Source organism: Pectinatus brassicae (assembly GCF_014201835.1).
Classification (GTDB): Bacteria; Bacillota; Negativicutes; order Selenomonadales; family Selenomonadaceae; genus Pectinatus; species Pectinatus brassicae.
On record NZ_JACHFH010000037.1, the window covers coordinates 1 to 26,026 of the forward strand.

The 26,026-nt window shown below is 37.0% G+C and carries 25 protein-coding genes, 2 tRNA genes and 1 riboswitch; of the genes, 14 read left to right on the forward strand and 13 right to left on the reverse strand.

Annotated elements, in window-relative coordinates:
- The 5 genes from HNR32_RS11470 to HNR32_RS11490 all read left to right on the forward strand — a co-directional run.
- Nucleotides 1–717: IS30 family transposase (locus HNR32_RS11470; RefSeq protein ID WP_183862800.1), on the forward strand; the 717-nt coding region annotated here is incomplete at its 5' end.
- A 99-nt stretch (nt 718–816) separates the two neighbouring features.
- Nucleotides 817–1,737, forward strand: a complete 921-nt coding sequence (locus HNR32_RS11475; protein ID WP_183862803.1) for a GGDEF domain-containing response regulator — start codon at nt 817–819, stop codon at nt 1,735–1,737.
- A 118-nt stretch (nt 1,738–1,855) separates the two neighbouring features.
- Complete coding sequence (locus HNR32_RS11480; RefSeq protein ID WP_183862805.1) at nt 1,856–2,167, forward strand: hypothetical protein; 312 nt, start codon at nt 1,856–1,858, stop codon at nt 2,165–2,167.
- Nucleotides 2,168–2,285: 118 nt separating this feature from the next.
- Nucleotides 2,286–2,747, forward strand: a complete 462-nt coding sequence (locus HNR32_RS11485) for an abortive infection family protein (protein WP_183862807.1) — start codon at nt 2,286–2,288, stop codon at nt 2,745–2,747.
- Nucleotides 2,748–3,432: 685 nt separating this feature from the next.
- Nucleotides 3,433–3,633, forward strand: coding sequence for a hypothetical protein (locus HNR32_RS11490; protein WP_183862809.1), 201 nt, complete (start codon nt 3,433–3,435; stop codon nt 3,631–3,633).
- 818 nt (nt 3,634–4,451) lie between these two features.
- On the opposite strand, the gene HNR32_RS11495 is transcribed toward HNR32_RS11490, so the two are convergent.
- The 5 genes from HNR32_RS11495 to HNR32_RS11515 form a co-directional block, all read right to left on the reverse strand.
- Nucleotides 4,452–4,712 (reverse strand): hypothetical protein, encoded by a 261-nt coding sequence (locus tag HNR32_RS11495; RefSeq protein ID WP_183862811.1) that lies wholly within the window; start codon nt 4,710–4,712, stop codon nt 4,452–4,454.
- Nucleotides 4,687–4,905 carry a hypothetical protein gene (locus HNR32_RS11500; protein ID WP_183862813.1) on the reverse strand — a complete coding sequence of 73 codons (219 nt, stop codon included), beginning with the start codon at nt 4,903–4,905 and terminating at the stop codon, nt 4,687–4,689. Before HNR32_RS11500 ends, HNR32_RS11495 begins: the two co-directional genes overlap by 26 nt.
- A 68-nt stretch (nt 4,906–4,973) precedes the next feature.
- Nucleotides 4,974–5,126 carry a hypothetical protein gene (locus tag HNR32_RS11505; protein WP_183862815.1) on the reverse strand — a complete coding sequence of 51 codons (153 nt, stop codon included), beginning with the start codon at nt 5,124–5,126 and terminating at the stop codon, nt 4,974–4,976.
- A 140-nt stretch (nt 5,127–5,266) separates the two neighbouring features.
- Nucleotides 5,267–5,342: transfer RNA gene (locus HNR32_RS11510), tRNA-Ala, on the reverse strand.
- Between the two features lie 16 nt (nt 5,343–5,358).
- Nucleotides 5,359–5,434: transfer RNA gene (locus HNR32_RS11515), tRNA-Ala, on the reverse strand.
- Nucleotides 5,435–5,606: 172 nt separating this feature from the next.
- On the opposite strand from HNR32_RS11515, the gene HNR32_RS11520 reads away from it, so the two are divergent.
- Both HNR32_RS11520 and HNR32_RS11525 read left to right on the forward strand, forming a co-directional pair.
- On the forward strand, nt 5,607–6,566 hold the full coding sequence (locus HNR32_RS11520) for an alpha/beta hydrolase (RefSeq protein WP_183862817.1): 960 nt from the start codon (nt 5,607–5,609) through the stop codon (nt 6,564–6,566).
- A 73-nt stretch (nt 6,567–6,639) separates the two neighbouring features.
- Entirely contained in the window at nt 6,640–7,719 is a 1,080-nt protein-coding gene (locus HNR32_RS11525) for a hypothetical protein (RefSeq protein ID WP_183862819.1), read from the forward strand.
- 44 nt (nt 7,720–7,763) lie between these two features.
- On the opposite strand, the gene HNR32_RS11530 is transcribed toward HNR32_RS11525, so the two are convergent.
- From HNR32_RS11530 to HNR32_RS11540, 3 genes are all read right to left on the reverse strand, one after another.
- Entirely contained in the window at nt 7,764–9,053 is a 1,290-nt protein-coding gene (locus HNR32_RS11530) for an O-acetylhomoserine aminocarboxypropyltransferase/cysteine synthase family protein (protein ID WP_183862821.1), read from the reverse strand.
- A 122-nt stretch (nt 9,054–9,175) separates the two neighbouring features.
- Nucleotides 9,176–10,681: a sodium/pantothenate symporter gene (panF, locus tag HNR32_RS11535; RefSeq protein ID WP_183862823.1), complete on the reverse strand. Its 1,506-nt coding sequence runs from the start codon at nt 10,679–10,681 to the stop codon at nt 9,176–9,178.
- Nucleotides 10,682–10,951, reverse strand: a complete 270-nt coding sequence (locus HNR32_RS11540; RefSeq protein WP_183862824.1) for a DUF997 family protein — start codon at nt 10,949–10,951, stop codon at nt 10,682–10,684.
- A gap of 378 nt (nt 10,952–11,329) precedes the next feature.
- On the opposite strand from HNR32_RS11540, the gene HNR32_RS11545 reads away from it, so the two are divergent.
- From HNR32_RS11545 to HNR32_RS11555, 3 genes are all read left to right on the forward strand, one after another.
- Nucleotides 11,330–12,754, forward strand: a complete 1,425-nt coding sequence (locus HNR32_RS11545; protein WP_183862826.1) for an aldehyde dehydrogenase family protein — start codon at nt 11,330–11,332, stop codon at nt 12,752–12,754.
- Nucleotides 12,755–12,956: 202 nt separating this feature from the next.
- Entirely contained in the window at nt 12,957–13,265 is a 309-nt protein-coding gene (locus HNR32_RS11550; RefSeq protein ID WP_183862828.1) for a PTS sugar transporter subunit IIB, read from the forward strand.
- Between the two features lie 210 nt (nt 13,266–13,475).
- The gene (locus HNR32_RS11555) at nt 13,476–14,225 is read left to right on the forward strand and encodes a DeoR/GlpR family DNA-binding transcription regulator (RefSeq protein ID WP_183862830.1); all 750 of its coding nucleotides are present in this window, start codon (nt 13,476–13,478) and stop codon (nt 14,223–14,225) included.
- Nucleotides 14,226–14,278: 53 nt separating this feature from the next.
- Here HNR32_RS11555 and dnaB read toward each other — a convergent pair whose 3' ends face one another.
- The 5 genes from dnaB to HNR32_RS11580 form a co-directional block, all read right to left on the reverse strand.
- On the reverse strand, nt 14,279–15,622 hold the full coding sequence (dnaB, locus tag HNR32_RS11560) for a replicative DNA helicase (protein ID WP_183862832.1): 1,344 nt from the start codon (nt 15,620–15,622) through the stop codon (nt 14,279–14,281).
- Nucleotides 15,623–15,664: 42 nt separating this feature from the next.
- Entirely contained in the window at nt 15,665–17,632 is a 1,968-nt protein-coding gene (gene lonC / locus HNR32_RS11565) for a Lon family ATP-dependent protease (RefSeq protein ID WP_375782640.1), read from the reverse strand.
- Between the two features lie 210 nt (nt 17,633–17,842).
- Nucleotides 17,843–18,289, reverse strand: a complete 447-nt coding sequence (gene rplI, locus HNR32_RS11570) for a 50S ribosomal protein L9 (protein ID WP_183862834.1) — start codon at nt 18,287–18,289, stop codon at nt 17,843–17,845.
- On the reverse strand, nt 18,261–20,273 hold the full coding sequence (locus HNR32_RS11575; protein ID WP_183862836.1) for a DHH family phosphoesterase: 2,013 nt from the start codon (nt 20,271–20,273) through the stop codon (nt 18,261–18,263). The genes rplI and HNR32_RS11575 overlap by 29 nt, the downstream gene beginning before the upstream one ends.
- A 22-nt stretch (nt 20,274–20,295) precedes the next feature.
- On the reverse strand, nt 20,296–21,249 hold the full coding sequence (locus HNR32_RS11580) for a YybS family protein (RefSeq protein ID WP_183862838.1): 954 nt from the start codon (nt 21,247–21,249) through the stop codon (nt 20,296–20,298).
- Nucleotides 21,250–21,431: 182 nt separating this feature from the next.
- A riboswitch (Fluoride riboswitch) is annotated at nt 21,432–21,494 on the forward strand.
- A 76-nt stretch (nt 21,495–21,570) separates the two neighbouring features.
- Here HNR32_RS11580 and crcB point away from each other — a divergent pair.
- The 4 genes from crcB (at nt 21,571) to HNR32_RS11600 (ending at nt 25,932) form a co-directional block, all read left to right on the forward strand.
- A complete protein-coding gene (gene crcB / locus HNR32_RS11585) occupies nt 21,571–21,957 on the forward strand; it encodes a fluoride efflux transporter CrcB (RefSeq protein ID WP_183862840.1) in 387 nt (128 codons plus the stop codon).
- Between the two features lie 273 nt (nt 21,958–22,230).
- Nucleotides 22,231–23,022: an electron transfer flavoprotein subunit beta/FixA family protein gene (locus HNR32_RS11590; RefSeq protein ID WP_183862842.1), complete on the forward strand. Its 792-nt coding sequence runs from the start codon at nt 22,231–22,233 to the stop codon at nt 23,020–23,022.
- A 316-nt stretch (nt 23,023–23,338) separates the two neighbouring features.
- On the forward strand, nt 23,339–24,532 hold the full coding sequence (locus HNR32_RS11595) for an electron transfer flavoprotein subunit alpha/FixB family protein (protein WP_183862844.1): 1,194 nt from the start codon (nt 23,339–23,341) through the stop codon (nt 24,530–24,532).
- Entirely contained in the window at nt 24,529–25,932 is a 1,404-nt protein-coding gene (locus HNR32_RS11600; RefSeq protein ID WP_183862846.1) for an FAD-binding oxidoreductase, read from the forward strand. The genes HNR32_RS11595 and HNR32_RS11600 overlap by 4 nt, the downstream gene beginning before the upstream one ends.
- The last annotated feature ends 94 nt before the right edge of the window (nt 25,933–26,026 follow it).

A 26,026-nucleotide genomic window follows, 5' to 3' on the forward strand; every position in this document is an offset into this window, starting at 1 on the left:
GATGCCTGTGTCGGATATGCACGGGTTAATCAGCTATTTAGTAAATCCAAAATGTTATCAACAAAAACCATGTACAACGAATTAAGAAAAGGCAAATTGCCAATTACAATGTTTGACGTTCCTTATGTTTTGACACGCAGACGCAAAAAGAACTACTATCGAAAAAACAAACGACTAAAAGGAAGAAGTATCGAACAACGTCCCAAAATAGTTGATGAAAATAGTCAATTTGGACATTGGGAAATAGATACAGTAGTTGGTAAACGCAAAGGTCATGAAGAAGTTATCCTGTCGCTTATCGAACGTATAACCAATAACTATCTTGCGTTTAAAATCAGTGGCAAAACAAGCGATGCAGTAAATAAGGCTATGGAAAAACTTCGTGAAACATATGGTAGTAAATTTAATAAAGTATTTAAAACAATAACAGCGGATAATGGCTCAGAATTTGAGAAGTTGGCAGCGATTGAAAAGTGGGGTACAAAAGTTTACTTCACGCATCCTTACAATTCTTACGAGCGGGCCAAAAACGAACGGCATAATGGCATGCTAAGAAAATTTGTGCCCAAAGGAGTTTCCATTAAATGTTTTCGTTCTGAACAGATTCTTTCTTTTGCTGATAAACTCAATGGATTGCCTCGTAAATTATTAAATTACAAAACACCAGAAGAGCTTTTTGATGAAAATTTAGATAAAATATATTCTAACCAAAAATAATTATGGATAAAAAAGTGTTCAATTTGCTATTGCAATTTGCGTAAAAATGCTTTTAAATACATTTATAGATATGATTGGCTGGTTGGAGAGGAGAAAAATATGGAGAATACTACTGATGTAAAAAAACCACTGATAGTAATAGCGGATGATGATAAATTAGTACGGACAATAACCAGTGATTTTTTAAAAGCGGAGGAATATACGGTTATTGAAGTAGATAATGGCAATCAGGTTATGGAAATAATTAATCAGCAGAAACCTGATTTGATTTTATTGGATATTCTAATGCCAAATAAAAGCGGAATAGAATTATGCCATGAAATAAGGCATTCTAATGCTGGTGAGTTTACGCCGATAATAATGATTACGGCATTTGATGATGATGAATATGCAGAAAAAGTCTTTGATGCCGGAGCGGATGATTTTATTACAAAACCGATTAATACTACTATTTTAAAACATCGGGCACAAAGGCTGATAAAAGCAGAAATAAATAGAAAAAAATTGGAAATATTGGCTTATTATGATGATTTAACGCAGGCTTATAATCGTAAAATTTTTGTGGATCGTTTTTGTGAAGAGTACGAAAAAGCAAGACGAAAAAACTATACCATTGGAATAATTTTAGCTGATATCGATAAGTTTAAGGATATAAATGATAGATACGGACATGTTACAGGGGATCTGGTCTTAAAAAAATTAGCGGATTTACTGCGGACCAATTGCCACCAGTATGACCTTTTGGGGCGGTATGGCGGCGATGAGTTTATAATATGTTTGCCGGAAGTAGGCTATAAAGAACTGCGCCAAATTGCAGAGCGTATCCAGAGGGCAGTAAATGAAATGAAAATTAAAACACGTGAGGGTGTAGAAATAAAAGTTGGCGGCAGTTTTGGACTGGATATCATAGAACCACAGGAGGTAAATGATATCCATCTTGTTTTGGAACAGGCCGTGAATAATGCCGATAAAAATTTATATAAAGCAAAAAATGCCGGTCGAAATACAGTTGTAGGTTAAGATAATTAAAAAGGATAAGACAATATTATTAATGATAATATAACAAAAAAGACTCACTAATAGCAAGTCTGTTATTCTTTATAATGGTGGAGACGAAGGTGATCGAATCCTCGACCTCTTGAATGCCATACAAGAGGCTATGCAAATTGATTGGGAAGAATGTTATGTGTGGTTTGCTGATAAAAAAATAAAATTGAATATATCTTGTGAACGTCTTTGTTACAGCTGTGTGCCATTTGTTATATGTTTTCAGAAACAAAATACACAGTCTTTTATAGAAGAATCCAAAATTCAGGTACAAAATAAAAAAAGCATAGCTTTTTATACAAAAAGATTAAATAATAAATTGTTAACATATATAGTAAAAAAATTGACAATTTGCTGCCATAATGATAAACTTATTAAAACATTAGAAGTAATCTTATTATAACAAGAACGTGTGAGAGTCCTTTTTTGTAAGGGGCTCTTTTTTTGCGTTTTATAATGCTTACGAATTAGATGTCCAATATAAGCTAATCATATAAAGTTGTATTATAGGTGGATTTATTATGAAAAATGATTTTCAATTTACTTTTTTGGCTGTTGCTGTTAGGTTATTAGATAAGCATAAATTTAGTATTGCATTAAATACGCTTATAAAAGCGCAAGACTTCTATTCTATAGAAGATTACCAAAAATCACTTACGAACGCTTTGCTAGCTATTGATAATACAATGCAATCAATTTGTATGAATAAAAAATGGATTAATACTGTAGGTTCAAGATCAAAACTTATTAATATTATTTGCAATAGTAAATTGATTCCAGGATATTTACAAAATCAGTATACCTCGTTAGTTAATATTTTAAGAATTGATCCTTTATCATTAAGACATAAAGATCATTATAAAACCTCCGATGATATTCCCGAGTATTTTACTGCATTTGCATTACAATCAACTATAACTAGTATAATTTTTTTAATTAGAGCATATGAGGATACCGAAAAAATAGACCTAGTAAAAAAATGAGAGTTCTTCAAATTTTACTTAAATGTGAAAATCCGCTATCCAATTACTGCTAAAAGTGCATCACTATTTAAGTGACGCATTTTTTCATCTCAATATCCAAATGCCTTTCTTACAATAATAGTTTTTATCCTATCTTTTATTCGTCGCCTTCAAATAATCGTAAGCGAATAATAAAACAGTGGATGTAAAATACTCCCCAAACATGGGATGATTTCTTTAGAGTTTTCAGAGCAGGCTGAAAAACTCGAAAAAATCTAAAGGAGGATTTTCTCATAAGCACTAAAGAATTAACCAGACAATATCGTTTGCAACAATGGCGGAAGTATTTGAAAGAGCGAGCCGACAGCAATCTTACAGTAAAATCTTTTTGTGAAAAGTATGGTTTGAATGTAAAAAGTTATTATTATTGACAGAAATATAAGTATTTTTTCATTATATTACTAAGAATTAATATGTTTATAAATTTCCAGGAATTTTTCATATATTTTATATGTTATACTATAGGAAAGTTAAAAATAATTTTTATTATACGAAGTAAAACCGCAAGGGAATAACCCCAAGGCTTCTTTACAGGTTGGTATTCTTTTCTTAAATAATAATTATTTTCTATAAATAAATATTTTTATATACTTTTCATTTAATCTATGGTATGATTATAAAGTAGTACAGAAAGGAATCATGCCATATGTATCAAGAAAATAATAGAGAAACTAGTGAAATACTAGAAGAACTATATAAAAAGGGATTTAAAGGAAATCTTTGCACTGGTTGCACTGATAGCTATATATTAGCCACTAAAGTTAATAAAAATCTTAAACTTACATGTAGAAAATGTGGAACAACTAAGCTATTAAATATTAAAAAAATATTTGCTTCCAAAGCTTAATTAAACAATACAAAAAAGTTCTTTTTATATAAAAAGCCGCTACCTAAAAAAGGTTAGTGGCTTTTTGCATGTGCGCCCGGTATGGGCGCAGTCTAACGGGTGAAAGTCCCGAGTGCGGGTTAGTAGTGCCAAGCACATAGCTCAAGGCAAGGGTGTCCACCGCGAGGTGGAATCTGAAGGAAGCCGGCGGCAAATCTCTGGTTTGACGAACAGAAACCACATATAAGGCAGGAAGAAGCCGGGTAAGGCTGCATAACAAACTGAAGCCCAAAACCCAAAACTACTCGAGGCCAATCCTGTAAATGTGGCAGATAGATAGAAAGACTGTGTTCTTACCGGAGAGACCTCATGGACATGCGGAGATTTTCTTTTGAAGCATGGTTGAAACAAGATTTATCATGAGAAGTCAGCCGAGGTCATAGTACTGGAAGTTTTTTTTTCAGGAAGGGCCGAACAATAATCGAGTGCTTGAACAGAGGAAGGTGAAGTCATGTTAAGAGAGTAGAAAACCAGTGAAATCTAATCCTGCAACAGATGGCTAACAGACAAATACCTCAAATCTCTAGGCTATATAAACATAGCGAAGAAATACGAGGTATGCATTTACGTTAAATTATTGAACCGCTGTATACCAAACGGAACGTACGGTGGTGAGAGAGGTCGCTAAATAAACTAATTATTTAGCGACCTCGATTCCCTTTTTTATAATCAAAGTCTAATTTTATTTGTTCTGGCCGCTTTTTTACTTCTAAAACTTTAGTCACTATATAATCACTTGATAGAGTATTTTTTTAATACGATATTTGATTCTTAACATATCACCATTTACCCTTTTCAAAGTTAATGGAAATAATTTTTACCGTCATTTCGCTTTCTTCGATTTCTTCTTCATTTATTGTTTCAATAGGTAGTAGGATAAAATTGTCTATGTCATCCTTATTAATTTGCTCAATTGGCAATTTATTTTCTGGTTCATTTGGATTGCGAAGTTCGAAACTATCAATTCTTTCTGTATTTAAAGGGGGAATTATTTTTTCTATATTTTGACGGCATTTAGCAGATAAAAATATCTTTACCATCTTCTAAATATATTACAGTTATGTTTTTATCCAAGTGTTGTATGTTCTTAAGCCTTCTTCCTTTAACTTCTTTTATTAAGGGAAAAATGCCAGTTATTGTCGCAATGCATGTTCCAACCCATCCTAATATTTTCATTAGTTGAGCAAGCCCATTATTTTGTGATGCAGTAATAAAAAAATTTGCCTGCTCCAATAAGGAACAATTTAACAACAGAGTGATATCAAATGCCCCTTTTTTATACTGTCTTGATTTAATAATATTTATATTTGATATTCGCCACCAATAGCTAAATTTGCATTTTCAATCAAATCAGTAAAATCTAATAAAGCAGGTGCTAATTTACGAACATCTATTTGCCCATATTCCAAAGATGGACCATTATATGCTATTCTTGCTTTTTCCATTTTACACATATTACTTGCACCTTTCTTTTTTTATTTATTATACAATTTATGAAACAGTATTTATACTAAAAAACCGATAGGAAAATTCCTACCGGTTTTTATCAATTTATAAAGTTTGCTCCCAAACTTCATAAATCATTATTTTATAATGGTGGAGACAAGGAGGATCGAACTCCTGACCTCTTGCATGCCATGCAAGCGCTCTCCCAGCTGAGCTATGCCCCCATATTAAATTTGATTCTGGTGGAGATGAAGAGGATTGAACTCTCGACCTCACGGATGCGAACCGTACGCTCTCCCAGCTGAGCTACATCCCCATAAAGGTGAAACCTCTTAACACAAACAATATTATAAAACGATATTGCAGCAAATGCAAGAAAAAATTAATAAATAAAAAAATTGAGTTGACATAAAGAAGAAAGGGAACTATCATTTATTCGATATTACAAGGAGGTAGGTAACAAAATATGCAATATAAGGAGATCATGAATGATAAAAAAATACTACAAATATTTATATATATTGTCAGGGATAATTATTGGCATTTTTATAACGATTAATGTTATTGGGGCAATAGTTGGCAATACAATGTATTTAATGCTCAATAAGCAGCAGGTGGACCATTTGGTCCCAGTCCTAGCTGACTATTCGGAAAATGTTACCCGGATAAAGGAATATGAGCAGGAAAAAAAATGGGAACAGGTCACAATAACGACTAATGATGGTTATGTAATGACGGGGACATATATTAAAAATCCAATGCAGACCGATAAAGCGGTGCTTATTATGCATGGCTTATATCAAAACAGGTCGATGTCGATTGATTATGTACCAATATATTTACATTTGGGATTTAATGTATTATTGGTAGATTTGCGCGGACATGGTCAAAGTAAAGGTCAGATGACCTGGGGGAAAAAGGAAGTTGGCGACATTGATGCGTGGATAACATATTTGAAGAACCAAAAAAAGAATAAAATTATAGGTGTGCATGGAATATCATTAGGTGCGTCTTATGCATTGTTATATAGTGGGGCTAGTGGAGTTACACCGGCCGATTTTTATGTGGAAGACAGTGCTTATGATGATTTATCGAGTATCTACCATGAAAAGTTTCGGTCGTTTTTGCAAGTACAAAAAAATGATATGATTATAAATTTATTATGGTTTTATTGTCAGGTATCGATGTATTGGCATACCGGCAGTACAATGGCTGAACTGTCGCCTTTAAATGCCGTGCAAAAAGCTAAAAGTCCTATTTTGTTTTTGCATGGTGGAGCTGATGAACTAGTACCAACAACTTCTATGCAGAAATTATATGCTGGTTGTAAATCATATAAACAGTCGCATATTTTTGCTAATGCGCCGCATGCTTTATCTATTACTAAGAATAACAAAGAATATTATGATGTCTTAAAAGAATTTTTGCATAATAGTAATATAATTTAGGTAAAGATATAAAATTTTCATGAAATATAGTATAATAAAAAGGCTCTAGATAATAAGCACAGGAGTTTGATTGATGAACAAAGATGGAATAAAAACAAAAATAGATGCTGTTATGTCAGGCAATAAAATAGTGGTAGTATTTGCGGCTGGTTTTTTAATAGTATATATGCTGTTTGTTTTATATATGCAGACAGCAGGGTATGCAGCAGCGCAGCTTAAATTTGCCTATAAGAATAATAACAATGAGATACTTAATCGTTATATAGCTATGCCAACAATAGTGAATAGTGCCTATGATGATGTTACCGGCGACTTATTTACAGCAATTCCGATGAAACCGGAAACAAAGAAAAGATTTGATTTGTTCTATAAATTAATAAAACCTGATCTTTGCCGTGGAACATTGCAGATGATTGCTGATTATTTGCAGGAGCATAGATGGCCGCAGCCGAGCAGAACATCAATATTAAAAGGGCGCGATATGGGAATCGATTATGAGGAATTATTGACACGTTCTTTGTTGCGCAGTACAAAAATAAAAGCCATTGGCAGTATTAATACCGGCACAAATGGCGAAAAATTACTGCCATTAACCGTAATAGACCGCTATACGGGAACAGAATTTGAACTGCAGTTATTAATGCAGCCTAATGATCAGGGCACTTGGCAGGTAGTAAAAATTATTAATTATCATGATTATTTAACATACGTGCGTAATGCATGTCAAAATGATATACGAACTTATTTAGAAAATACTAAAAGTAAAACTACTGCTTATAATAAACAATTTAACGGTTTGCAGCAGCAGTTTAAAAATATGACCAAAGATTTTAGTTATAATATGCCCGGCAGTAATCGCAGCCAATTATACGCCTTTATTAAAAATAGTATAATTCCGGCGTATTTATCTCATGAAAATTATCTGCAGCAGGTAAATGTTCCAGCAGGTGCGCAGCATCTGCATATTTTACGCTTACAGAGTAATGCTAAAACCATAATCGCCTGGCAGGATTTTGCTGCAGGAATGAAGGATAAGGATAAAAAGAAATTGTCAGTTGCAGAAAAAAATTACCAGGAAGCACTGGTTTTAGAGCAAAAAGTATCAGATATAGTAAATAAGATGCCGGCGTTATTTGTCCCAGATATCCAATAAAAACTGGACCTGAATCGAAAGATTCAGGTCCAGTTTTTTTTGGCTCAGATAGAATCAAAAGCCTGCTGCATATCCCAAAGAATATCATCAATATGTTCGGTTCCGATAGAAAGACGAATAGTTGATTTTGTTATGCCGCTATTTGCCAATTCCTGTTCATTCATTTGGGAATGAGTGGTGCTGGCAGGATGGATAACAAGTGATTTAACGTCAGCAACATTGGCTAATAAAGAAAATACTTTTAAATTATCAATAAATTTGCGGGCATTATCAGCATCACCGGCAATTTCAAAGGTGAATATGGAAATACCACCGTTAGGGAAATATTTTTTATATAATTCATGGTCAGGATGGTCAGCTAATGAAGGATGATTTACTTTAGCTACTTTTGGATGTTTGTTTAAGAAGTTAACGACTTTTAAGGCGTTTTCTACATGGCGTTCTACGCGCAAGGATAAGGTTTCGGTTCCCTGTAATAGTAAGAAGGCATTAAAAGGAGAAATGCAGCCACCGGTATCACGCAATAACAGAGCTCTTACAAAAAAGGCAAAGGCAGCAGCTCCGATATCTTTAGCAAAGCTTACACCATGATAGCTGGGGTTTGGTTCAACTAAATGCGGGAATTTTCCCGAAGCAATCCAGTCAAATCTTCCGCTGTCAACAATAACACCGCCCAAGGTAGTTCCGTGTCCGCCAATGAATTTAGTAGCAGAATGGACAACGATATCAGCGCCATATTCAAATGGTTTGAGCTGATATGGTGTGGCAAAAGTACTATCAATTACTAACGGGATTTTATGGGCGTGGGCGATAGCAGCTACTTTTTCAATATCGATTAAATTAGCATTAGGATTGCCGACAGTTTCTATAAAAATGCATTTGGTGTTGTCCTGCAGAGCAGCAGCAAAGCCATCGGTTCCTTTGGTAGGGTCAACAAAAGTGGTAGTAACGCCTTGATCTGGCAGAGTATGTTCTAAGACATTATATGTACCGCCGTAAATAGTTGTAGCAGCAACAATATGGTCACCGGTATGAGCCAATGCTTGAAAGATATAATTAATAGCAGCTGCGCCGGAAGCAGTTGCTAAAGCTGCTACACCGCCTTCTAAAGCAGCAATACGGCGTTCAAAGATATCCTGGGTGGTGTTGGTTAGACGGCCATAAATATTACCAGACTTTTTTAGGCCAAATAAATCACTGGCTTCCTGACAGTCCTTAAAAACATAAGAAGTTGTCTGGTAGATTGGGACAGCACGTGAGGCAGTTGCTGAATCGGCTTCTTCCTGACCAACATGCAGCTGGAGTGTTTCAAATTTATATTGGTGTTCATTCATAATAAAAAACCTCTTTTCCTTACTCAAATAATGATTATAGACGATTGTGTCATGCATATTATTATAAAATTTAATTCATATTGTGTCAATAAGGATTTAAATAAATGTATTATTGTAAATAATCAATAGCGTTCAGGGAAAAATATTCTTTTTATTTTTTCGTCGGGAGCTTTGCCCCAAATGCTGCCAATAATGAAAAATACAGCACCGCTGCCAATACCGATTACTATATTATGAAAAGAAGAAATTTTTAGGCCATAGGCGGTACATAGACAGTAGGCAGCAAGACCGCCAACTAAAGATAAAACGGCACCATGGGAATTGGCACGATGCCAAAAGAAGCCCAACAGTAATATCCAGAAAAAAGCTGTTTCAAGTCCACCGAAGGCAAACAGATTTATCCAGACGATAATATCTGGTGGATGCAGTGCCATTATTACGGTGATGATTCCCATCAAGGCAGTTATAGTAGTGCTGATATAGCTGAGTGTTTTTTGATTTTCAACATTATTGGCATTTTTATTATAAAATAGATAGATATCTTTGACGATAGCCGATGAACCGGCAATAAGCAGGGAGGAAATAGTGGACATGGTAGCGGCTAACGGCCCGATAATAGTTATTCCAGCCAACCAGGGATTCATATAATTGGCAATGAGCATAGGCATTATTTTATCGGTATTGCCGCCAAGCTGAGCTAAGGGAACCGTTATAACACCGCGGGCCAGTACCCCTAAAAGCGGCATGCCGACCATCATTGCGCCACAGACAATAGTGCCGATAATCATGGCTCGATGCACCGATTGTGTATCTTTATAACTTATGCAACGCACTGCCGACTGAGGCAGGGCAATAGTGCCAATACCGCATAATATCCATTGGCTCATCAATAAAGGGATTGGCACGGAACCGCTGGCGGTAGGCGATAGTAAATCAATGTTATTTGGTACATGGGAAACTGCTTGCAGGCTATGCATAATATTTTGCAGGCCGCCGCCTTGCTGTAAAATAGCAAAAGCCAGAAAGAACATGCCCAGAAGCATCATGATGGCACAAACTGTATCGGTGATGGCTACGGTTCGAAAGCCGCCAATAGTTGTATAGATGATAACAACTATAGCAAAAAAAAGCAGACCTGTGGTATAACTCATGCCCGTTACCGCCGCAAAAATTTGCGCACCGCCAATAAACTGGGCGATCATCTGGGTGGTGAAGAATACTAGCAATACCAAGGCACATAAATTGGCTAAAATATTTGATTTATAGCGAAAGCGTATAAGGTCAATAATAGTGATAGCGTCGATTTTGCGGGCAATTACAGCCATTTTTTTGCCAAAGATGCCTAAGATGAGGTAAGCGGCAATTATTTGTACAGAAGCGAATAACACCCAGGCAAAGCCTTTTTGCCAAGCGACACCAGGGCCACCAACAAAGGAACTGACTGAGCCATAAGTGGCAACTAAGGTCATAGCTAAGACAAAGCCATTGAGGCTGCGCCCGCCGATAAAATATTCCTTGGAAAAATTGCTTTGACGTTTTTGGGCATCCTGTTTTTTTAGATAAAAGCCCAGTAATAATAGGCATAAAAAAAAGAGTGCTGAGGGTAATAGTCTGGTAAAATCAGTCATTTAATCATCAGTCCTTTTAGTAATTTCATCATCAAGGTCAAAATCAACAAAAAATTTCTTTACGGCAAATATTATAAGAATAACGGTCAACAGATAGGTGCCGATGCAGGCACCGATAAACCATACGGGTAAGCTGAAAAATGTTATATCTTGGTTTATACCAAAGGCCATAAGCCACCAAAATATTATAATAATGGCAGTTATGATACAAATTATTCGTGCTTCACGATTCATTTGTATAAATTTTTCTTTATAGGAAAGTTTTTTCATAGAATGCTCCTTTTTAAAAATAAAAAAGCCCTTCGAAAAACGAAAGGTTTGCTTATAGTCGTATAAAATTAAAGCTCCTTTCTGTCTTAGTCAAAGAAGATCCAAGCAGAATACTGGGGAGATACCATATGGAATTATTGATAATAAGCTGCCTGGCGCAGTATGATTTTGCGTAAATATCATCTGCTGTTTATAATAAGGCATTTATTAAACAAATGAATAGTACCATATAAAATAAAAATATACAAGATAGAGTTGCGTGGCGTGGGAAAAATGACAATTTTATATAATTTACTTTATGGAATATAATGTTTATAATAAATACAGATAATAATAATAAATTATATAGTTACTGTAATAATGTTTAGGGGGATTAAGATGAAGTTATACGAACTATTTATTAATGGTAAAAAAATCACAACAGCAAGTAAGGAAGCTGTTAGTGATAAGGTAACAGGCGAACCTTTTGCCCAGATTTGCACAGCTGGTGAAAAAGAAGTGACAATGGCTGTTGACGCGGCACAAACAGCATTTGAAAATATAACACTTGCGCCATATAAACGTTATGAAATTTTGATGCAGGCAGCTAATAATATGATGGCACGGCAGCAAGAATTTGCTGAAACCTTAGCGATGGAAGCCGGTAAGGCAATAAATGATGCCATGGGAGAAATAGCGCGTTCTTACCAGACACTTATTTTATCAGCCGAAGAAGCTAAACGCCGTACTGGTGAAATGGTGCCGATACAAGGGGCACCTGGCTGTGAAAAACGCATGGCTTATACCAAAAGGATGCCATTAGGTGTTGTTGCGGCAATAACACCGTTTAATTTCCCCGTTAATCTGGCCTGTCATAAAATAGGTCCAGCTTTGGCTGCCGGAAATACAGTTGTTTATAAGCCGGCTTCAGCAACACCGCTTACAGCATCATTGCTATGTGATGCATTTGCTGATGCAGGACTGCCAGCGGGTTTTTTGAATTTAATTATGGGGAAAGGTTCTTTTATTGGCGATTTATTAGCAAAAGACAGCCGCATAAAAATGTTTTCCTTTACAGGCAGTGTGCCAGTGGGTAAAGCATTGCAGCAGGCTGCTGGCTTTAGGCGGGTTGCTTTGGAATTAGGGTCTAATTCGGCTAATATCGTGCATGAAGATGTTGAAGATGTTGCTAAAATTGCCAAGTTATGTGCAAAATATGCATTCGTTAATGCCGGACAGGTTTGTATATCATGCCAGAGAGTATATGTACATAAAAATATTTATAAACAATTTTGTGAAGCAGCAGTTGAATTTGCTAAAACACTTCATTTAGGTAAGCCATTGGATAAAGCAACTGATATTGGACCAATGATTGCAGAAAAAGAAGCCATACGTATTGAAGAATGGGTTAAGGAAGCGGCTGAGGCAGGCGCGGAAGTTCTTATCGGCGGTAATCGCAGTGGTTCTTTCTTTGAACCAACAATTCTTGTTAATACTAAGCCTGATATGAAGGTTATTAGTAAAGAAACATTTGCGCCGGTATTTTCAATAATGCCTTATGATGATATTGCAGAAGCTATTGCTGCCGTAAATAATTCTAATTATGGGCTGCAGGCCGGAGTCTTTACCAAATCGCTGCCAATTGCTCATATTTGTGCCGAAAAAATTGAAGCAGGCGGAGTTATTATCAATGATGGTTCTACTTTCCGCATGGATAATATGCCCTATGGTGGCGTTAAGGACAGTGGTATTGGACGGGAAGGCCCTGAATATGCTGTACGTGAATTAACAGAAGAAAAATTGATAGTATTTAATTTTGGCTGATAATTTACATAAAAGAGGCTGCCAAGTGGCAGCTTTTTTTATGTAAATATATATAACTATTAAAAATATAATGAATTACAATATTTAGATTATTTTAATAAATAAATATTATTTTATTGACAAAGAAAAAATTGTGATATATATTTATATTGTAACCGTTCGTAAAAAATATAAATTTCGTACGAAGAAAGGCGGCGCAATAATGAAAAAAGTGGCAGCAGTTATAGCTAATCCTCAAAACGGACACAAAATATATCAGGCAGTTAAGGCACTGTCTCAGGCAGCAGAGCACAAGAATATAGACTTAAGGATAGAGATACAAGAAGAGGCTAATATATATAATGGTCTTACCGAGGCGGAAATTGCGGCCAGTGACATCATTATATTAACGAGTGATTCACCCATAAATAACATCGAACGTTTTGATAACAATTTTGTATTAAGGGTGATAACCACTGATATTATAAATAACCCATATCAAATATTAGATAATAATGATTGGCAGCAATAGCTTATATTTGAAACTAAAATGCTTATGCAATTATTTTGGATCATAGATGAAAATTAAGCGATATATGATGGTTTTGCTAATAAACTTCTTTTACAGCATATAATATATAAAAATATTTTAAAATTTACTATATTACAAATTAACGAAAAATAGCATTGCTGTGTTGTATACGAAATAATCATATGTTATACTTGTAAAAGGAGGGGTATTATGAATGAGAGACACGCTCAAGTTCTTGACTTGGTAAATGAATATAAACGAATTGAAGTAAATCGTTTATCAGAAATGCTTGATGTATCACAGGTTACGATTAGAAAAGACCTTGATGTTTTAGCTGAGCGCGGCTTGTTAGTTAGAGAACATGGCTATGCGCTATGCCGTAAAGCCGATGATGTAAATAATAAGCTGGCAGTGAGATATGAAAGCAAAATGAAGGTTGCGGTAAAGGCAGCAGAATTAGTTGCTGATGGCGAAACGATCATGATTGAATCAGGTTCGACCTGCACGCTTTTAGCTGAACAGATTGCCGAAACTAAAAAAGATGTAACCATTATTACAAATTCGGCATTTATTGCTAATTACATACGTGATAAAGGCAATGTGCGTATTATATTGCTGGGTGGTGAATACCAAAAAGAAACACAGGCAATGGTAGGTCCGCTATTGAAAAAATATGCCAGTGAATTTTTTGTGGATAAGCTGTTTATTGGAACGGATGGTTTTATTCCTAAAGTAGGATTTACCAGTGGTGAAATGATGCGTATGGAATCTGTTCATAGCATGGCAGGTTCAGCCAGACAAATTATTATTATGACTGACTCCAGCAAATTCCAAAAGCAGGGTGTCGTATTGCAATTTAGATTTTCGGAAATAAATAAAGTTATCACTGATGGTAAAATTTCGGATGAGACAAAAAAATTATTAGAACGAAATCATGTTGATTTGACGATTGCTTATTAAGAAACTAAAAAAACTGCCGCAAAGACGGCAGTTTTTTTAGTTCCTTAATAATATTATTGTTGATCAGGCATTTGTTCACGGGCCAAATTGCCAAAACGCGTAAATTCTTTTTGGAAATAGAGCTGTACAGTATCAACGGGTCCATTACGATGCTTGGCAATGATGATGTCGGTAATATTCTTGTTTTCAGTATCGGGATCATAATAATCTTCACGATATAAAAACATAACAATATCAGCATCCTGTTCCAGTGAGCCAGATTCACGTAAATCGCTGAGCATTGGTTTTTTTACCTGTCGGGCTTCAACACTACGGCTAAGCTGCGATAATGCTATTACCGGTACATTGAGTTCACGTGCTAAGGCTTTTAAAGAACGTGAGATTTCGGAAATTTCCTGTTGTCGGTTATCGCCCTTGCTGCCGCCTTTTCCCTGCATAAGCTGCAAATAGTCAATAATAATCAGGGATAATCCTTTTTCAAGTTTTAAGCGGCGTGCTTTAGAACGCAGTTCCATTATAGTTATGCCGGCGGTATCATCTATGAAAACAGGAGAGGACGACAAACGATCAGCAGCACTAATTAAGCGTTGCCAATCTTCATCGAGCAGTCCGCCGGTTCGCATGCGTTGTGAATCGATGCCGCCTTCAGAACAGAGCATACGCTGTACTAATTGCTCCTTGGACATTTCCAAGGAGAAAAAGGCTACAGGTTCTTTTTTTCGGACAGCGGCATGCGTAGCAATATTTAAAGTAAAAGCTGTTTTACCCATACTGGGACGAGCTGCTACAAGAATTAAATCTGAGGGCTGAAAACCGGAAGTGAGTTTGTCAAGATCTTTAAAGCCGGTAGACAGACCGGTAATGCCGCCCTTGGCTTCATGCATTTGTTCGATTTTACTGAAGGTGTCGAGTAAAATTGTTTTTATGGGCATAAAATCACCAACAGTGCGGTTGTTGGCAACTTCCAAAATCATTTTTTCTGATTTATCAAGTACAACATCAACATCATCGTCATCTTCATAACCAAGTGCAGCAATAGTCGTAGCGGTATTTATCAAAGCACGCAGCTGTGATTTTTCCTTTACTATTTTGGCATGGTAAACAATATTGGCGGCACTGGGAATGCTGTTGGCCAGAGCGGTAAGAAAAGTGATACCGCCGACTTTTTCCAACTGATTTGTTTTACGTAATTGTTCGGTTACTGTGATTAAATCTACAGGATCATTGCGATTAAAAATTTCTACCATGGTGGAAAAAGCGATGCGATGGGCTTCACGATAGAAATCCTTGTCAACAAGGATTTGTGCAGCTTCAGAAATAGCATCGCGGGAAATAAGCATAGCACCGAGTACTGATTGTTCAGCCTCGATATTTTGGGGTGGAACTCTGTCGAGCAATAAGATGGCCTCCTTTAAACAGATAAATACGACAGATGTATGTTATAGCTGCTCATCGGCAGTAAATAACAGGTCTAAAGCTTGCTGGGCAGTTTCTACCGGGAAAATTTCTAACCCCAGGAGATTAGCCGGAATATCTTTTTCGTTTTCTTTGGGGATTATTAGACGAGAAATACCTGCTTGTTTTGCGCCATAAGCTTTCTCAAAAACACCGCCTACAGGACGGACATTTCCCTGAATGGAAATTTCACCAGTTACGGCTGTGTCCTGCCGGATTTTTTTATTAGTAAGGGCAGAGATCAGTACGGTCATTATAGCCGTTCCGGCGGAAGGACCGTCAATATTGCCTCCGCCAATAACATTTAGATGGATATCGTAATCATTAATATCCTTACCGGTAAGTTTGCGTACAACAGCGGCTGCATTAAATACCGAATCCTTAGCCATGCTGCCGGCAGTATCATTAAAGCGAACACTGCCGTGACTTTTTTTTCCGGCTTCAAAAGCAATAGCTTCTATTTCGATTACTGAGCCAATGAAACCAGCAACACCGAGACCAAAAATTTTACCTTGCTCAGCTTTGTTAGAGGCTTTTTTTGTAATAAAAGGTGATAAGCGGCTGACTTGTGCCACTTTATAAATATTATCGAGACTTATGGTTATATCAGCTTCATCGGAAGATGAATTTTCCTGCAGTGCTAAACTATAGGCATCGGCTAAAATGTTTATGGCCTTACGGCCTTCAATGGTATATTCGCTTATTACTTGGGCAACTTTATCAGCAAGCTTGACTTCTAATTTGTCAGCAGCATTCTGGACGATTTTTTCAATATGTTTAGGTGTAAGTGGTTCAAAATAGATTTCAGCACAGCGGGAACGCAGGGCTGGATTGATATACATCGAATCGCGTGTAGTGGCACCGATTAAAACAAAGTCAGCAGGTGCTCCTTCGTCAAACAACTTACGAACATATTGAGGGATGCCGGGATCGGTAGGGTCATAGTAGGCCGATTCAAAATAAGCGCGTTTATCTTCAAGTACTTTTAATAATTTATTTTGCAGTACTTCATCCATTTCACCGATTTCGTCGATAAATAGGATACCGCCATGGGCATCGGTTACCAGACCCGGTTTTGGTTCAGGAATGCCACTGTCAGCCAAATCGCGGCGGGCACCTTGATAGATAGGGTCGTGGACTGAACCTAATAATGGATTGGTCATATCGCGTGGATCCCAGCGTAATGTAGTGCCATCTGTTTCGATAAAAGGAGCAGATGCAGCAAACGGCGTATATTTTTCTTGACGGGCGCTGTCCAGTACAAGACGGGCAGCCGTTGTTTTGCCGACACCGGGAGGTCCGTAGAGGATTAAGTGCTGTGGATAAGGTGAAGATAGTTTGGCTTTTAGGGCAGCAACGGCTCTTTCCTGACCAACTATTTCTTCGAGTGACTGCGGACGCAGCAGCTCCATTACCGATTGGGTAAGATTTATTTTTTCCAATTCCTCAAGCTTTTTTAAATTGTTCTTTGCCTGGGGGGAATCTTCCTCCGGCTGTTCTTCTTTGAGAATCTGCATGCGAATATCAGAGACATAATCTTGATGATTCTCTTCCATTTTTTCCGCAATACGTTTTTCTATTTTTTCTTCCATATTGCGGCGCGCGATTATATCAGCAATTCTTTCAGCTACGTTGGCAAGAATTACAGGTATTTCCTTGTCCTCAGGAATAGTTTCATAGGTGGGATCCTCAAAGACGATTTTTTGCAGGGCAAGAACGCGTTCTTTATAATCTTTGGATTGCAGCAATTTTATAGCATCAAGCTTGCCAGCTTTTAGAACTAACTTCTCTGAACCCATAACATCAACTAAGATGCTGTATACAGCATTGACGTCCTTAGCTAAAGGGTTTAGATAATTTTCATCGAGTTTGGGCATCGTTAGTGGTGGTTTAGCTGGAGCTGGCTGAGTTTTTTGTGAGAAATATTTTTGTAAAAATTTTTTAAATGACATTTTTTTTCCTCTATAAAAAGAATATATTATTATGACAATATTCGTTGTAAAGATAAAAATATCCGCTTTCACTACAAATGAATGACTTATTAATAAGGTATATAAACATCCTAATTGTTAATAAGTCACCATTATATCAAGCAAATATTTTGCCTGATATATGATGATAGCGGATATTGAAACATATAAATATTTTAATGGAACTTATTATTAATTGGCGATGACATGCAGCGTTATTTTAGCAGTTATAGTTGGATGTACTTTTATAACAGCTTCATAATCACCGATGCTTTTAATTTCGTTGGTCAATTCAATTTTGCGCTTATCAATATCAATATTGAAATCCTTCTTTAGGGCAGCGGAAATATCTTTACCAGTGATGGAACCAAATAATTTACCAGCTTCGCCCACGCGGACAACAAGGGTTATTTCAACCTTTTCCAGTTGGGCAGCCATCAAGATAGCTTCATCATTGGCCTGTTGTTTTTTTCTTTGCTGAGAGCCTTGTTTAGCTTTAGCCACATTTACATTGCTGGCAGTGGCTTCAATAGCTATATTTTTAGGGAATAGGAAGTTGCGGGCATAACCTTCAGAAACTTCAACAATATCCCCTTTTTTTCCGACTTTTTTAAGATCCTGTTCGAGGATTACTTTCATTATTATCAACCTCTTTTATTATATTTTTAGCTAGTTCAATAGCTTTTTTCTGTATTTCCTGTAAATTTCCATCTTTTACTTGGGCGCCAGCTACATTTAAATGACCACCACCGCCAAAGGCTTCCATAAGCACTTGGACGTTGAGTTCACCTAAGGAACGAGCACTTATGCCAACCGTATTATCATTGAGCTTAAAAAATACTAAGCTCATACGAGCTTGATCAATACCTAAGAGATAATCAGCAACCTGGGCCGACAGTATTTGGATATTAGCAGCGTTATCGGGACAGGTTGAAACTAATAGGCCGCCATCGTAAAAAACGGAGTTAGATATAGCCTGAGCTTTGGCAACATTTGTATTATAATCGGTGCGGAACAGATGACTGACAAGCTGGGGATCAGCTCCATTGCGGCGCAGATAAGCAACGGCGTCAAAGGTGCGTACACCAGTCTGTACCTTGAAATTTTTTGTATCAACAATAATTCCGGCATATAATGCTGTTGCATCAATGCGGGAAATTAGCGGATCATCACTAAAATACATCAAAAGTTCTGTTATCAGTTCACTAGTGGATGATGAGGACGGCTCAATATATATTAACAGAGAATTTTTTATAACATGCTCAGAACGGCGATGATGATCAATTACTACGGTATTTTTAATGGTTTCAAGCAGCTTTTGGCTGGCAACAAGATGTGGTATATGTGTATCAACGACAAACAGTGATGGATTTAAGGCTGTGATATTAAGGGCTTCTTCCTCCGTAATAAACAAGCTTGAATATTCAGGACTGTCTTTAACCAGCTCAGCAAATTTATCAATACCTTCATTCATTTCACTTAGGATGATATGAACTTCTTTTTGTAAAAACTTGGCCATAGCAGCGACACCGATAGCAGCACCTAAGCTATCAAAGTCTTCGTTATGATGTCCCATTATAAAGATAACATCAGATTTTTCAATTATTTCACTGACGGCATGTGATACAACGCGTGATTTTACCCGAGTGTGTTTTTCCACGGCCTTGGTCTTGCCACCAAAAAATTTGACTTTACCTTCGATATTAACAGCTACCTGATCACCACCGCGTCCTAGGACAAGATCAAGGTTGGATTGGGCTAGGGCACCGAGTTCTTCCATGGACATGCTTTGACGTGATTCTACAAGGCTGATGCTTAAGGTTATAGGAAATTTATTAGGACCACGCATGTTGCGGATGCGGTCGAGTACATCAAATTTATCATTCATAGCTAACTCAAGCATTTGATGTTCAATCATAATAATATATAAATCATCATCAAGACGACGTAAAAAAGCTTTTAATGATTGTGCCCACTTATCAAGAATGCTATTAGCTTCAAAAAGAATAGCAGTGCGCTGGGCATCACTTAATCCCTGCATGGCATCATCATAATTGTCAATCTGGATATAACCAAATAAAGGCATACGGGCAGCGGTCACTTGTTTAAATTCTTCCGATTGGGTAACATCAGAAATATACAGTGCCATCAAACCGTTTAGATCGGTATCCGTGGAGACAGGCCGATGCTTTAATAGATAAAACTTATTATTATTGCTAAAAACAATCTCGCCAATCTGTCCCCAAAGGGCATCTAAATTAAGTTCCGGCCAAAATTCATGAATAACGGTGCCCAGTTCTGGTTCTTTGCCCAGCCATTTAATCAGTTCATTGTTGTGCCATTCTAAGCGGCTGTCACGGTCAACAATGAGAATTACCTGCGGCAATTGGTCAAGGGCGTAATTTGATATTTCATTGATGTTTTTAACAACATTTTGGTAATAGTCTGATAGTGCTTTTTGACGATCATGATTACGTTCACGCAGGAATAATAATAAACAGATGAGTAGCAAAAGTCCTGCTGCCGCTAAATATATATTATAGCATAAAAGTGTAAGCAATAATCCTGTAATAACAATAAGTGTGATGCAAATGTCTATCCATGAAGATAATCTGCGAGGCATAATGACACTCCTTACTAAATTGCTAATCCCTTTTTATTTTTAAACGAGTACGATAATCGAAAATCATATCAAATAGACCGGCATACATAAAAATTTCTAAAAAAGGTGTGAAGATAATTAGAACCATGATGAGAATCTTTGGTAATGTAGATAGCTTTAATCGTTCTAAAATAAAGTAAAGCAGGGATAGACCCTGCAGGCGGCAAAACATTGAGGAAAAATAATTTAAATTAAAGGAAACATTGTACAAAATAGTGATGCTGCGAGTACTTCCCCAATATAGGCCCACAAGTGAAAAGCCAAATAAAAATACAAATATGACTGGCATGCGCCATTGAGCAAATGGAGGCAGCCCAGCTAAATTGCGTTCACCAAGACGTTTTAATAGACGATGGGTCAATAGGAAATTAATCAAAGCACTAAAAATAGCTGAAAGGGCAATTGCTGCTGGCAATGAAAGCATAATAAGCTTAACAATATGCTCTATTTGGGCAGTTTGAGTCTGCAGTTGTTCAGGTGCAAGACCCATCGACTGATACATTTTTAGTGTAGTCTGTGTGGCTGTGTTTAAAGTAGTTCCCAAATCCTTAAATACATCGACACCCATTAGCAAAAAAACAGCAGCTAAAGATAAACCTACAGATAAAATTGATGCCCCCATAGTCAAAAGAAGATTTTTGGTTGGGGATAAGTGCCGAAAGCCATAACCAAGTGCTGGCCCGGTTAAAATTGTTATTATAATGATGGATAGAGCTGACTGAAACCCAAATACACTGCCTGTAATTAGGCTGGCAGCAATAACTGATATGAATCCCCAGCGTAGTCCATGACGAAATATATTTATGGCAATGGGAAGCGGAAGTATGTACAAAAGAAAGAAAAACATCGGCAAAGCTGTACCGCTTATTGCCATGATTACAGTCAGGGCAGTCAGCATAGCGCCTTCAATAAGAGGTCTGGTAGAATTATTAAGCATTAATTTAATCCTTTCGGATAATTTAAAATATGAATATAATGCAAAAATAAAAATGTATATTCAAATATTAATTATAATATACTTTGATAACTTATGCAAAAAATAATATGCTGTTATTATATAAGAAAAATTATCAATAACGGGAATACTTGACGAATTATAACATAAATAGTATACTTTTTATTAAATTTGGTGATGGAGTTCGCCATTAAATCTGTCTTGACAGTGATGACTCCTGTTGTAAGTAGGCTGTTGCTACTTATGGCAGGAGTCTTTGTTATATATGCAGATTACTAAAAATACAGGAAAAGGTTGGGGCGTATGTTAACAAAAATTTTGTGTGTAATGGTAGGCTGTGCTGTTGGAGGTGGTTCCAGATTTTATATATCGACAATGCTGGCGCAGAAATATGGTACGGCTTTTCCATACGGAACGGTAACTGTCAATTTGTTGGGGTGCTTTTTAATCGGCATAATATCAACGTTTTTAAATGAGCGCAGCGTGGGAATGTCACCATATGTGAGTTTACTGCTCACAGTAGGTTTTTTGGGAGGGCTTACGACATTTTCTTCGTTTAGTTATGATACTTTGACATTAGTACGTCTGGGAAATTTAATGGGGGCACTATTAAATATTGGTATTAATGTCATCGGTGGATTTTCAGCAGCTGTAGCAGGCATGTTTATAGTCCGTTTTATCTGGGGCTGATATATAATATTTATATAGGCTCAAATATTATACTGTTTTGATTATAGAACATAATAATCTTTAGCAACCGTTGTAAAATAAGGAGATAACGCTTATTTTGCAACGGTTTTTTTTAATATCCTTCCATAATAAATAGTTATTTTAGTTATATTTTTCACTATATTTACAATTTTTTATGACGTTGCTACAATTGCAGTATAGAAAGATATAAATTAATAATATGAGTGGGGAAGTAAAGTTTTTATATATTATTAAAATTGAGGCGAATAAATAATGAAGATATTAGTATGTATAAAACAAGTTCCCGGAACGAATAAAGTTGAAGTAGATGAGAAAACTGGCGTTCTGAAAAGAAATGGAACAGACAGCAAGATGAATCCATATGATTTATATGCACTAGAAACAGCTTTGCGGATAAAAGAAAAATATGGTGGAAGCGTTAGTGTTATAAGTATGGGACCACCACAGGCCAAGGCTGTTTTATATGAAGCATTTGCCATGGGGGCGGATGAAGGAGCCCTGATAACAGATCGAAAATTTGGTGGAGCTGATGTATTGGCAACCAGCCGCACTTTATCACAGGGGATAAAAAAATTTGGCGAATTTGATATTATTCTTTGCGGCTTACAGACTACTGACGGTGATACCGCTCAGGTTGGACCGGAAGTAGCTGAAATGCTAAACATCCCCAGTATTTGCAACATAGAAAAAATAGAACAGGTACAGGACAATACTATTATAGTTGATATGGATATGCCGGAAGATATTGAACGGGTTCGGGTAGAATTCCCGTGTCTGTTAACGGTAAAAAAAGATATTTTTCAGCCACGACTGCCCTCGTATATTAAACAGCAGCAAACACAAAAAAAGGATATTGATATTTTTACTTTTAGTGATATGGAAGACCAGAATGAAAAAAAATATGGATTGTCTGGTTCACCAACCCATGTAGAGCGTATTTTTCCGCCAACCAGCGATAAGATTCAGCAGCATTGGCAGGGGACAGCCCAGGAAATTTCCGGGCAAATATATGGTTTATTAAGAGAGAAAAAATTTATCCGTTAAAAACATGGGGAAATATATGGTTTTGTGTTGTGCTGGTTAATAAACTGGTGTGCCCTTTAAAGCCGTCCCTGCACGGTGTGTACTTACCTACTACAGTTCTAAGCACTAAAGTGCAAAGAACTGTAGCGTAGAATGCTAAAGCATTAAGAGCTATAGCATAGGGAAGGTGGCTTGACGAAGTCAAGTCAGAAGGGGTAACCCTTCAGGCAGCTTTGCTTCCAGCTCCCCTAGCGGGGAGCCTTTTGGGAAGATAAAACTCAATTAGCACAATGTGAAGATGGTTGATTAATATTATAGCTAAAGAGGGATGAAAATTATGGCTAAGCTTATAGTTCATCAGGAAAAAATTACAAATTCGCAGGAATTTATACAAATATGTCCGTTTAATGCTATGCAGGAAAAAGACAATGAAGTAATAATAACAGCAGGCTGCAGAATGTGCCGCTTATGTGAAAAAAAAGGCCAGGGAGCGGTAGAATATATTGCCGATGAAGTGCAGCCGCAGATAGATAAAAGTAAATGGCGTGGAATTGCCGTATATGTTGACCATGTTGATGGGAAAATTCATCCGGTAACTTATGAACTACTGGGAAAGGCTCGGGAACTTGCCGCTAAGATAGCACAGCCTGTTTATGCCTTATTCATTGGTAATGATATTGAAAAAGAAGCTGATGAGCTTTTGCATTATGGTGCGGATAAAGTATATGTCTGCGAAGATAGTGAATTAAAATATTTTAAGATAGAAGCTTATACTAATGTATTTGCTAAATTTATTAATGAGGTTCAGCCATCAGCCATTTTAGTCGGAGCAACACCAGTAGGACGGCAATTGGCACCGCGTGTGGCAGCACGCTTTGCTACAGGGCTTACAGCAGACTGTACAGTACTTGATATAAAGGAAAATACTGATTTAGTGCAGATACGACCGGCTTTTGGTGGTAATATAATGGCGCAGATACAGACACCTAATACAAGACCGCAAATGGCAACAGTACGGTATAAAGTAATGGACGCACCACAGAGATTAGATTCAGCGGTAGGAACTATCGAACACTTAGATGTTGCTGCGTGTGATTTAGTAAGTCATGTCGATGTTTTATCGGTAACGAAAAAAGCCAAAGAAACTACAATTGATATGGCCGATGTTCTGGTAGTTGCCGGACGCGGTATAAAAAAGAAGCAGGATTTACAAATGCTGGAAGAATTGGCTGGCCTTTTAGGCGGTGAAGTGGCTTCGACCCGTCCTTTGGTAGAAATTGGCTGGCTTGATCCGAAAAAGCAGGTGGGATTAAGCGGTCGTACCGTCAGACCAAAACTTATAATTACTTGTGGTGTTTCCGGTTCGGTACAATTTGTTGCCGGAATGAACCATGCAGATATGATACTAGCAATAAATAATGACAGCAAAGCCCCAATTTTTAAAACAGCTAATTATGCCATAAACGGTGATGTCTATGAGGTAGTACCGCAATTAATAAATAAAATAAAAGCAGGGGAGGCTGTATTATGAATACCTATAAACGATTAGATCAAGATGATTTAAAAAATATAACTGCTTTTATAAATCGTGATAGAATTTTATGGGATAATGAAATAAATGAAGAATACAGTCATGATGAATTAAGTGCTAAGCAGCATTATCCTGATATGGTGGTACGGGCAGTTTCCACTGAGGAAATATCGAAATTGATGCATTATGCCAGTGAGAATCATATAGCGGTAACTCCGCGTGGTGCAGGCACGGGCTTAGTAGGCGCCTCAGTAGCTATTGAACATGGAATAATGCTTGATACAACATTGATGAATCATTTTATTGAGCTTGATGAACAGAATTTGACGCTTACGGTTGAACCTGGCGTATTACTGATGGAATTAGCTGATTATGTTGAAAAACATGGTTATCTATATCCGCCAGATCCCGGCGAAAAATCAGCGACTATTGGTGGTAATATAAGTACTAATGCCGGTGGTATGCGGGCTGTAAAATTTGGTGTGACGCGTGATTATGTTCGTGGTTTGGAAGTGGTTTTAGCTGATGGAACTATTATGACCTTGGGCGGCAAAGTAGTAAAAAATAGTTCAGGCTACGATTTAAAGGATATGATTATAGGTTCAGAGGGAACCTTGGCAATAATAACAAAAGCTGTATTAAAATTACTGCCCCTGCCGAAAAAAAGTGTAAGTTTATTGGTACCATTTCCCACATTGGCTGAGGCCATTCGAGCAGTGCCGCCGATAATAAAATCAAAGGCAGTTCCTACCGCCATTGAATTTATGGAACGGGAAGTAATTATGGACGCAGAAGAATACTTGGGCAGAAAGTTCCCTGATAATCAGGCTGATGCCTATTTATTGCTGAAATTTGATGGAAACAGTATGGAAGAAATAGCGTCATATTATGATAAAGTAGCCCAGATTTGTCTGCAACAGGGAGCAATTGATTTATTGATTGCCGATACCGATGAACGTGCTGAAAGTATTTGGAAGGCACGCGGTGCTTTTTTGGAAGCAATAAAAAGCTCAACCACAATGATGGATGAAGTTGATGTTGTTGTTCCGCGCAGTCTGGTGCATAATTTTGTTGAATATATTCATCAATTGCAAAGTGAAATGCAAATACGCATAAAATGCTTTGGTCATGCCGGTGATGGAAATCTGCATGCATATATATTAAAAGACCAGTTATCTGATGAACAATGGGATAAAATATTAAATTTGACGATGGATAAGCTTTATAGCAAGGCTCGCAGCCTTAATGGCAATGTATCGGGCGAGCATGGTATTGGCTATGCTAAGAAGGAATATCTGCGCAATTCTGTAAGTGATAAAGCTGTGGTTTTGATGCAGGGAATAAAAAAAGTATTTGATCCGCTCGATATTTTAAATCCGCATAAGGTTTGTCAGGAATAAAAAAGGGGCTGTGAAATAACGCCCTGATAATTAAAAAAGAGGTTTGTTAGCTCAGAAGAGCTGATGGACCTCTTTTTGTGGTAAAATTTTACGT